The following is a 10,133-nucleotide window of genomic DNA, read 5'->3' on the forward strand; positions in this document are numbered from 1 at the left end:
CGAAAATGAAAGTATTAAAACTTATAGCAATCATTGCAATATTTACTTCGTTAGTTTCTTGCGGAAAATCGACAAGTAAGCAAGCAGCCAATAAAGAAGGATTTGCTGCTATAGAAAAAGAACTCAAAAACGAATTTGGTAATAAGGCATATTATACAGATTTAACAATTACTCATAATAAGTCAATAGGAAATATTATTGGAGTAACCGTTACCACAGCACCTGAATCTCTAAAAATGGGACAATGGAATCAAGCACAAGGTAACTGGAAACAAAACTCAGAAATTTCATTAGAAGTGCCTCAAGGAAGTAAAGCCGCAGACTTTATGTTTCAGCTAAACAACAATATCAACTTGTCTAAATTAGGTGAGTTGGTTGAAAAATCGAGCACTCAATTAACTGCTGAAAAAGGTATAGATAATCCTGTTTTAAACATGGCGTATATCAAGTTTCCAAAAAATGGAAACACCACTAAAACTGAATATGTTGTGATGTTGAATCCTGAAAACGGAGGCACAACATTTACCTTCCGATATAAATTAAACGGAGATTTTATCGAGATGGATTATTAAAACACTGTAAACTCAAAAATTAAAATAATATGAAAAGCGCAATCAAATTTACCAAAACATTATTTCTTACATTATTAATAATAACTTATAGTTGTAGTAAAGATGATGATCCAATCGTTATTAATCTTCAAAATTTAGAGGTTACAATAGATGAAAACCCTACGGTTGGACAGGTTGTAGGAACGATTGAAAGTGATAATAACGTATCTTTAACGTTTAATATTACTTCACAAACACCAAGCGGAGCTCTTGAGATAAATGAAAATACAGGAGAATTAACCGTAGCAGATGCTAGCTTATTTGACTTTGAAACAAATCCTATAATTACAGCAATTATTGCTGCAGATAAAGCTCAAAATACCGCTACAGTAACCATAAATTTAGAAGACAAACACGAAGTTGGTGAGTATAAATTTGGAGGTGTTATATTTTGGGTAAATACATCTGGAGATGAAGGGTTGGTTTGTGCTGTAAGCGACCAAAGTCTAGGAATTAGATGGTATAATGGTACAAATGTTAGTACAGGTGCTACAGCATTAGAAATTGGGACAGGACAAGTAAATACTACAGCTATTGTAAATGTTCAAGGAGTTGGTTCTTATGCGGCACAAATTTGTAATGATTTAAGTTTAAATAATTATGATGATTGGTTTTTACCAAGTATTGGTGAATTGCAAGAAATTTATAATAATAAAGAAATTATTAATACAACTTGTCTTCAAAATTCGGGAACTGCGCTTGAAGAAACGGCTTACTGGTCCTCCGCTTATTGGAGTAGTACTGAATCTAGTAATGATTCAGCTAGGATTCTTAGATTTTCAGATGGATATAATAGTCCACAAGGATTCGGTAAAGGAATTAATAATTTAAATGTGAGGGCTGTTAGAGCTTGGACTGATTTTTAATGTAACACTCTAATTATAAAAAAATCGTATAAATAAAATATTTTCACCAAATTTAATTTATACGATTTTTCATTTCCTTTTAAATTTTTAACTCTTGACAATTATGATAAACTTTTTTAATGAATACCCACTGGTAAAATGGATCTTAGTAGGATTTGGAATCTTATACTTTTTAGATAAATATGGCATCTTTAGTCCTATAGATAATTTAATAAATAGAATAGGTAAGTATAAATTTAAAAATCAAGCACATTTAAATAATCCCAAACTAAAAGAAATAATAACTTTCTTTAATAAAAAACAGTTTAGTAACATAGAACAAACTTTAAAGAGCATGAATTCAAGCGAACGTTCATTTGCTTTTGAAAGTTTAGGTCAATATGGAGATATTAAGACAAGTGATGAATGGATTAATAAAGAACCATATAATGATTTACCCAAAATTATAAAAGGATATCAATTAATTCATAAAGCTTGGGGAATAAGAGGGAGAGGAACTATTGACAGTGTATCTAATGAAAAGCTAGTGTCTTTTAAAAAGCACTTAAAAAAGGCCGAAGCTATTTTAATAGAAGTTAATAATAAAAATAGCATTTTTAAAGCCAATGCTGTTGCCTGTTTGCTAACCATTTATAAAGCTATTGATGCAAATAGACAATATGTGCATCAGCTTTTTGAAGATGTTATAAGTGAGTTTCCGGAAGATGTAGAGCTTCATAAAAATTATTTAGAGTTTGTATCGCCTAAATGGGGAGCAACTGTTGAGGAATATGAAAATTATTTAAACCATATAAATGAATGGTCTCCTTTTATTCAACAATTAATATTAGCTAAATATTATTTTGATTTAAATTATTTTCATGATTATCAAGATTCTGATGGTAAAATAGAACAATTAATGACTGAGGTTAAGGCAGCTCCTATTGAAAACAATAACCTGTACAGATATGAATTGTATAAAATATTATACTGGACAGCTAGTAATTTAGGTATGACTGAATATGAAGCATATTATAAAAAAATGGCATTACCTTATTTAGAAGATTAAATTAAAAATAAAATGAAATACCTAAAACAATTACTTACTTATCTAATTTGGACAAGCCTTTCTTTATTGTTAGGTATAGGGTATATGCGAATTGTTTTAGGTCCGAATAATGTATCTAAGGAAGGATTAGGATATTTATTCCATCTTTTTTACAATTGGGGTTTGTTTCATGTCGGATTGGTAGTTGGATTCGTAATTGCTTTCTTGTTTATTCTTGTAGATTTTTTTTACCTAAAAAAGAGATTTAAAAAGAAAGATAAATTAATTATTGTACGATTTGGATCTCTTCTTACAATTACCATTGTAGTTGCAGCCATACATTATATATTAGAAAAAGTAATTGATGTAATTTAAACAAAATTACAAATGGAAATAGTATTTATCTTCTTTCTCATTTTACTTTTTGGTATAGTCCTATTCCTGAGTTACAAAATTGTAAAATGGGTTATTGCAAGAAAAGGAAGAGTTGTAGGTGTGGTATCAATACTGTTTGTCACAATTGTTAGCGTTACTATTTACCAGTTGTTTTTTGTAAAAATGGAATTCATTCAATCCAACGTATATCCTAATTTATATTTGGTAAAAAATGAGATTAAAAACCGAGATTCTTTAAACAATATCATTAAAAAAATAGTTGTCGAAAAAATAGACCTCAATTTTATAGACAATGGAAAAAAATACATAGAAAATACACACAAAGCACCTTACGCAGCGTTAGCTTTTTATAACTATTCCAAAAGTTCCAGACTATCTATATTTCAAGATTACGGTACTACCTATTTTATAGACCATGAAGAAGATTTAGGTGGTTTTTCGGTAGAAGATTTGAGCATGTATCAGAATGAAAAACTAGCCATTTTCAATATCCGTCTTTATAAAAATGACAGTACACAACATTATGGTCTATTGGAGTATTATGAAAAAGGTGATGTTGTAAAAATAGATACCATTATATTACAAAAAAAAATAAACTTAAAATGAGATATAGCTATCTACTGATAACATTTCTACTTCTCGCTTGCGTAAAAAGCAATAAAGAAAAAACATCTGCAAAAGGAGCAATAGAAAAACAAGAAATAGAAAATGCTGTAGAAACAGTAGCTGACGAAATTGAAGCTGTAGCCCAACCATCAGAACATGTTACTACAACCTTTAAAGAAGAACTATTGAAGCTGAAATTAAAAACGGTTCCTTTGGTTGATAGCACTTCGTTTGATAACCTTATAGATAAGGGTGATTATCAAAACATAAATACCGAAGCATTGCAGCTTGCTAAGGTTTATAAAAATTGGGAAAAACTCAAATCTAATTACCGTATTATTGATGCATATCGATTAAAATTATCTAAAGGTTTTTATACCGTTATGATAACAGCATTACAAAGCGATGAGGAAATAGAATCGAAACTTATCAACTATGATTTAGAAGGCAATGTCATTGCTTCAGAAATGGTTGCCTATGACTCAAAAACGGAAGATTGGATGAGAACAAAATCAACAATAGAAACAGATCGCATTACCATCAACTATCAATATAAAGTAAGCAAAGAAACGGGTTATGTTAAAATTGAACCCAACGGAAAATTTAGAATGTTAGGCCTCAGTGATATATTCTATGAGTTGGTAATAGATGAATTAAACATAGACAAATCAAAACTAATACCAAGCTTGCAGGCTTTTAAAACTCTGCCCAACCGTCCGAACGAAGCGATTGTAGTTATTCCTGAAATTGTTGAAGGAAGTGAAGAAGAACATTATTTTACACTCAACACACATATTGCCTACGTTAATATAGAAAACAGGCAGGTTTTATTTCACTATTTTGAAAGTGCTGAAACAAACGGCTGGACCTCAGATGCTATAATGCTAACAGAAATAGTTATAGATACTGCACCTTATACCATTACGGAAAATGAACGTGCTTTTGGAGTTAAGACTCATTTTGTTGGTAGTTCACGTGTAAATCCTTATGAAAATGAAAGTCTTTCCTTGTTTATAATAGCTAATAACAATTTGCAGAAAGTCCTACATAATTTTGAAATAATAGACAATGGAGGTGAATGGGATGGTAATTGTCATGGTGAATTTATAACCGAAAAAAGAACACTCATTATTTCAGAAGAAAAAAACAATGGTTATTTTGATATTTTAGTAAAACATAAAATCACCAATAATATAGCTTTTGAAGATGAAAATGGAGATTGTAAAAGTAAAGATACCATCACTACCAAAACATCGGTGCTAAAATTTGATGGTAAAACCTATAAATAAACACATGAAACTAAGCGAATCATTTAGCGGAGCACTTAGAACCTTTGCATATTTTATGGCAAGTGGTACACACTACCTGTTAAAAGGTGTTGATTATCTAAAACTTTATGGCGAAGAGCCCAGTGCAATTGAACAAGCCTTTGCCATTTTTGCCAATGTCATAGAGCTGGATGAAAATGGAGAAGTACTCAATGCAAAGCATGCCGAAAAAAGAGCGGTAGATTATATCCGTTCGTATTGTGACCCTAATTTTAAAGTAATGCCTCCATACGAAGACTGGGAATTAGAGTTACATTAATTTTAAAAAAAAATATGAAAAATAAAATTACACCACTTTTTTTACTGGCTATTTTACTGAGTCTTTATTTAGCCTCTTGTAAAAATACATCTGAAAAACCTGTAAAAACAGAAATCAATACAGTGTTTAAAGTAGAAGCAGATAATAAAGATATTATAAAGTCTTCAGAAGAAGAAAGTAAGACTCTTGGTAGTTTTAAAAGCCGTTTAAGGCCAGATGAACAATTAGAACTCAAAACAATTTATAACGATACTGTAACTTTTTTAAGTTACGATGATAATTATGATTATTGGTATTTTTTAGCTAAAAAAAACAAGGATACTGTACAAATAATGTATTATGATATTCCGATAAATGAATTAGTGAAAGGAGATACAATTTCCATAAAATGGGAATTGAAAATTTTGCAAGAAGCGGGCGATGAAGATATAACATACTTAAAACCGTATTTAGTTTCATTTAACAAAATAAGTTCAAGTATATCTGATAATAATAGCATAAAAATTTTATGGCGGGATACGGTGTATGACGAAGAATTAAAAACAGATATTAACACCATTGTTCTGAATAAAGAGTATCAAAAAAATATTACTCAACCCGAAAGAGCGGCTTTAGGGTATGTCGTTACCTTTGTGGGGAATGAATGCGAATGGGATGGAAGAAATCCTAATGAAAGCAGAAGCAACTTAGAGTGTAAACTGCTCACTTATTTAGATTTAGGTTACCAATGTTCCGACAGACATTTAGACTTTTTAAACCAATGGTTTTCAAAAGATTCTGTGTCGATAGAAAAATTGAAACGCTGTACCACAATACCAAATGGCGCTACGATGCAATCAACATTTGATGAAATTTTATTGGAAACAAATACTCAAAATCAAATAATAACAATCACTTATAAAGTTAAGGTTATAAATGTCCGAGAGAGTAGTGTAATTCGTTACATCACAACAGATATCTTTAAATATAATTCAGAAGGAATAATTTTAGTAGATTCAGAAAGAAGAGCAAATAATTCTTTTGTTATTTCCTGTGGTTCTGGTTGCGCAATGATCTATACAGAAAACAAAATTGTAACTAACAACAATTTTAGTGAAGTAACCTTTAAAGTAGAAATGTTTGTTAACGAAGTTCTGTCAAAAGAATACGAGGAAACCTATAGCTATATATGCAAGCCTTCAAATAATGAGACTGAAATAAAATTAAAGGGAGATGATGATTATAATATAGAAAATCAACATTCAGAAATTCAGAAGCAACTTAAATCATATATACCTAAAATATGTACAAACTAAAACAGAAGGAAGACCATACAAGAAGCAAAAAAAACTAATTCATAAAGAACATGATAGAAGAATACTATGCGGGAAAACCTGTCATTGAGAAAAAATTAGCTTAATGTATTGATATTGTTGGGTTTTGTTTCTTTTGGTTTCCTTTGTTTTCGTTTCTTACTTCCCTATACAGAAATTTCCAAAAATATGACCTAAAATATCTTTATCAACATCATACTCACCAGTAATATTTCCTAAATGACGTAAACATTCTCGAATATCAATAGCAAATAAGTCAGAAGAGATATCTAACTCAATACCATTTTTAACAGAGTTAATACTTTCTAAAGCATGGTTTAGGGCTTCAAAGTGACGTGAATTTGTAACAATAGTTTCGTTATTACTTAAAGCTCCTGTGTTCACTAATGAGATAAGCTCTTTTTTAAGCTCGTCAATCCCAATATTTTGTTTAGCAGAGAGTAAAATTAAGTTTTCAATATCTGATTGTAAAATAGAGGAATCATGGCAAGATAACGTGTCTATTTTATTGGCTATAACTAATAAACGTTTGTTGGGAAAACGTTGGTGTATTGTATCAATTTCTTCTAGAAATAATTCTTTAGAATGTATGTATTTATTTGAATCAATTAAGAAGATAATTAGTTGCGCATTTTCTGCTTTTTCATAGGCTTTTTTAATACCTATATTTTCAACAACATCTTCAGTTTCTCTAATACCAGCAGTATCTATAAAACGGAAAACAACACCATCAATAATTAGTTCATCTTCAATAGCATCACGAGTAGTACCAGCAATATCGGATACAATAGCTTTTTCTTCGTTTAGTAAGGCATTTAACAACGTAGATTTACCAACGTTAGGTTCTCCAATAATAGCAACAGGAATTCCATTTTTCATAGCATTTCCAAAAGCAAAAGAATCAATTAAACGCTTTAAAACAGCTGATATCTTAGCAACCAATTCTTTAAATTTGGTTCTATCAGCAAACTCAACATCTTCACCAGAAAAATCTAGTTCAAGCTCAATTAATGCAGCGAAATCTAATAGTTGAGCTCTTAATTCTTTTAATTCATTGGTGATACCTCCACGCATCTGCTGAATTGCCATTTGATGAGAAGCAGCAGAATTAGAAGCAATTACATCAGCAACAGCTTCCGCTTGTGATAAGTCCATCTTGCCATTTAAAAAAGCGCGCATGGTAAATTCGCCATTATCAGCCATTCTACAACCATTTTGCAGGAAAAGTTGAATGATTTCTTGTTGAATAAAACTAGAACCATGACACGAAATCTCAACTACATCTTCACCAGTATAAGAGTGTGGATTTTTAAAAATAGATACTAAAACTTGATCAATAACAACTCCATTATTTACAATATGACCTAAATGTAAGGTGTGAGATTTTTGATTTAATAATGATTTATTTTTTTTTATAGAAGAGAAAAATGAATCTACAATTTTTATCGATTTTTCTCCAGAAAGTCTAATAACAGCAATGGCACCAACACCCGCAGGTGTAGCTAAAGCAATAATTGTATCGTTTTGTATCATGTTGCAAAATTACCTAATTATAAAAGAATTTTGTTAAAATATTTTAATTCTGTTTTTTTCCTTTGCCTCTAAAGGAAAATCCCCCTTTTTTTAATTTGATTTTTTTGAATCTAAAAATTAGCAGTACTTTTACTTTAAAGTTTTTAGAACTTGAAAAACGTTAATCCCTCAAAATAATACAATTCCCAATCAGTATTATTTTATTTTCCTCAGTTAAAATTTATTGGACATCCTTGTGTATTGAAGTATTGTTAAAAGCAATACTAGGACGTGCGTAACCCTTAATTACCCCATCCCCATTTACCCCATCCCCGTATGGTTTTAGGTAAAACTAAAACTTTTATAAGTATATGTTTTCTAGAAAAGTCTAGAGAAATATTAAAAAAAGTTAATTAAAAAGTAAAGGTATGGGAATGAAAACTACTCATTTTAAAAAATTAATTCTTGCCTTATTGTTGTTTAGTGTGAATTATATTTTTTCACAAACAACAGTATCTATGCAAAGTCCCTGTAGTATTTCTGGCTGCGGAGCCCAGGATGTAGAGATAGGGAGTGTTTATATAGGAGATATAAACGGAGATCCAATTAGTACTTGTACAGTAGGACAGCCTCTTTCTAATGTTTATTTGTATTTAGATATTTCTAAAGCAGCAAGTAAAATAGATTTGTATATGCAATTCTATTTAATGAATGGTACAGATAAAATAGATAAAGATGGAAATGTTTATGTAGGAACCGATAAAATAAGTATTGGTATACCAGGATCAATTAGTCCAGGAATATATCAAATGTTTGAGTTAATGAATTACACATGTGGTGAGGAGTTAACCTTAACAGATGTATATATTTCTTGGCAAACACCAGGTAGTGCTGGTGGTCCTGGATGTGCAGTTCAAACGTCAAAATGTTCAGGAGAAAATTTACCACCAATAGATGTGCAAACACCTATTGCACCCGATTTTACATTCGAGTATAATTGTGGAGCTAATGGTAGTGGATTTCAAGGAGTAACATTTACAAATACTTCTACAGGAGGAGATGGAGTATTGACTTATGAATGGAGTTTTGGAACAGATTCTTCTCCAAGTATAGCAACGACAGAAGGTCCTCATCTTGTTGGTTATAGTAGTGCGGGTTCAAAAATGGTCATGTTAACAGTAACAGATGAAGATGGTGATACAAACTCAATAACAAAAAATATTATGATTGATAGCACTCCTACAGCTGCTATTGTTGGAACGAATATTACTTGTAATGGAGTTAATGATGGTATAGCTGATTTAACAGTAACAGGGGGAAAAGCTCCTTATACCTATTTATGGAGTACGGGAGCCACTACAGAAGACGTAAGTGGCTTAGGAGTAGGAACACATAATGTTATCGTAACTGATGCCAATGGTTGTATAGCACTAGCGGATGTTACTATAACAGAACCACCAATATTATCTCTTTCTCTTTTAGGAAGTGATTTAAGTTGTGGAGGAAGTGATGGAGCTATTGATTTGACAGTGTCAGGAGGAACAGCAGATTATACTTACTTATGGAATACAGGAGCAACTACAGAAGACCTTAGTGGGTTAACAGAGGGGACTTATACAGTTACCGTTACTGATGCCAATGGTTGTCAAGAAGTAGATTCTATTACCTTAGTATCAAATGATGATGAAGATCCTGTAATAAGTGTTCCAGAAGCGTTAGGCATTGAGGGGTGTGATGAAAATGATATTACAAGTCTTAATGCTAGGTATCCTTTTAGTTTATCTGAATCTTCGGATATAAAAGGTAGTTTTTATACAACAGGTTATATAGCTTCAGATGATGGAACAATAGCAAGTATAACTTATATAGATGCGATTAGTTCTGATGATGGATGTATAACTACAGTTACAAGAACGTTTACTGTAACAGATACTTGTGGTAAAACAGGAACAGATTCAATGGTAATTACAATAGTAGATACTACAGATCCAGTATGGGTAAATGAGCCAATGGATATGACAAGTGTAGAGTGTGATCCATCGACAAATGCACAAGCATTTAGTGATTGGTTAGCAAGCTTTAGTGGAAGTGATAGTTGTGGAACAGCTATAGTAACTCATAACAGTACCGGTTTAAGTGATTTATGTGGAGGAACAGGCTCAGAAACTGTAACCTTTACGTTAACGGACGAGTGTGGAAATGATATTACGAAAGA

Annotated in this window: 9 protein-coding genes and 1 pseudogene; 9 read left to right on the forward strand and 1 reads right to left on the reverse strand. The window is 31.2% G+C overall.

Annotated features, from left to right (window positions below; all coding sequences use genetic code 11):
* The first annotated feature begins 5 nt into the window (after window positions 1-5).
* From C8N26_RS13365 to C8N26_RS13400, 8 genes are all read left to right on the forward strand, one after another.
* Entirely contained in the window at window positions 6-572 is a 567-nt protein-coding gene (locus tag C8N26_RS13365; RefSeq protein WP_120187692.1) for a hypothetical protein, read from the forward strand.
* A 29-nt stretch (window positions 573-601) separates the two neighbouring features.
* Window positions 602-1,477 carry an Lcl domain-containing protein gene (locus C8N26_RS13370; protein ID WP_120187693.1) on the forward strand — a complete coding sequence of 292 codons (876 nt, stop codon included), beginning with the start codon at window positions 602-604 and terminating at the stop codon, window positions 1,475-1,477.
* 103 nt (window positions 1,478-1,580) lie between these two features.
* Entirely contained in the window at window positions 1,581-2,525 is a 945-nt protein-coding gene (locus tag C8N26_RS13375) for a hypothetical protein (RefSeq protein WP_028891140.1), read from the forward strand.
* A gap of 12 nt (window positions 2,526-2,537) precedes the next feature.
* Window positions 2,538-2,879 (forward strand): hypothetical protein, encoded by a 342-nt coding sequence (locus C8N26_RS13380; protein ID WP_028891141.1) that lies wholly within the window; start codon window positions 2,538-2,540, stop codon window positions 2,877-2,879.
* A 12-nt stretch (window positions 2,880-2,891) separates the two neighbouring features.
* On the forward strand, window positions 2,892-3,506 hold the full coding sequence (locus C8N26_RS13385; RefSeq protein ID WP_147418514.1) for a hypothetical protein: 615 nt from the start codon (window positions 2,892-2,894) through the stop codon (window positions 3,504-3,506).
* Window positions 3,503-4,795 (forward strand): PA3715 family protein, encoded by a 1,293-nt coding sequence (locus tag C8N26_RS13390; protein WP_120187695.1) that lies wholly within the window; start codon window positions 3,503-3,505, stop codon window positions 4,793-4,795. The genes C8N26_RS13385 and C8N26_RS13390 overlap by 4 nt, the downstream gene beginning before the upstream one ends.
* 4 nt (window positions 4,796-4,799) lie before the next feature.
* The gene (locus C8N26_RS13395; protein ID WP_120187696.1) at window positions 4,800-5,093 is read left to right on the forward strand and encodes a DUF7677 family protein; all 294 of its coding nucleotides are present in this window, start codon (window positions 4,800-4,802) and stop codon (window positions 5,091-5,093) included.
* Window positions 5,094-5,107: 14 nt separating this feature from the next.
* On the forward strand, window positions 5,108-6,388 hold the full coding sequence (locus C8N26_RS13400) for a hypothetical protein (protein ID WP_120187697.1): 1,281 nt from the start codon (window positions 5,108-5,110) through the stop codon (window positions 6,386-6,388).
* 156 nt (window positions 6,389-6,544) lie between these two features.
* Here the strand turns inward: C8N26_RS13400 and mnmE are convergent, their stop codons facing one another.
* Entirely contained in the window at window positions 6,545-7,939 is a 1,395-nt protein-coding gene (gene mnmE / locus C8N26_RS13405; protein ID WP_120187698.1) for a tRNA uridine-5-carboxymethylaminomethyl(34) synthesis GTPase MnmE, read from the reverse strand.
* A 407-nt stretch (window positions 7,940-8,346) separates the two neighbouring features.
* On the opposite strand from mnmE, the pseudogene C8N26_RS13410 reads away from it, so the two are divergent.
* Window positions 8,347-10,133, forward strand: a pseudogene (locus tag C8N26_RS13410) (hypothetical protein); the annotation flags it as partial.

The sequence above is a fragment of the Tenacibaculum lutimaris genome, assembly GCF_003610735.1.
Classification (GTDB): domain Bacteria; phylum Bacteroidota; class Bacteroidia; order Flavobacteriales; family Flavobacteriaceae; genus Polaribacter; species Polaribacter lutimaris.

What these genes read in the sequence shown, in the direction of transcription:
- mnmE (WP_120187698.1), bottom strand. Translation starts at nt 7,939, where the DNA reads ATGATACAAAACGATACAATTATTGCTTTAGCTACACCTGCGGGTGTT.
- C8N26_RS13400 (WP_120187697.1), top strand. Translation starts at nt 5,108, where the DNA reads ATGAAAAATAAAATTACACCACTTTTTTTACTGGCTATTTTACTGAGT.
- C8N26_RS13380 (WP_028891141.1), top strand. Translation starts at nt 2,538, where the DNA reads ATGAAATACCTAAAACAATTACTTACTTATCTAATTTGGACAAGCCTT.
- C8N26_RS13365 (WP_120187692.1), top strand. Translation starts at nt 6, where the DNA reads ATGAAAGTATTAAAACTTATAGCAATCATTGCAATATTTACTTCGTTA.
- C8N26_RS13375 (WP_028891140.1), top strand. Translation starts at nt 1,581, where the DNA reads ATGATAAACTTTTTTAATGAATACCCACTGGTAAAATGGATCTTAGTA.
- C8N26_RS13385 (WP_147418514.1), top strand. Translation starts at nt 2,892, where the DNA reads ATGGAAATAGTATTTATCTTCTTTCTCATTTTACTTTTTGGTATAGTC.
- C8N26_RS13390 (WP_120187695.1), top strand. Translation starts at nt 3,503, where the DNA reads ATGAGATATAGCTATCTACTGATAACATTTCTACTTCTCGCTTGCGTA.
- C8N26_RS13395 (WP_120187696.1), top strand. Translation starts at nt 4,800, where the DNA reads ATGAAACTAAGCGAATCATTTAGCGGAGCACTTAGAACCTTTGCATAT.
- C8N26_RS13370 (WP_120187693.1), top strand. Translation starts at nt 602, where the DNA reads ATGAAAAGCGCAATCAAATTTACCAAAACATTATTTCTTACATTATTA.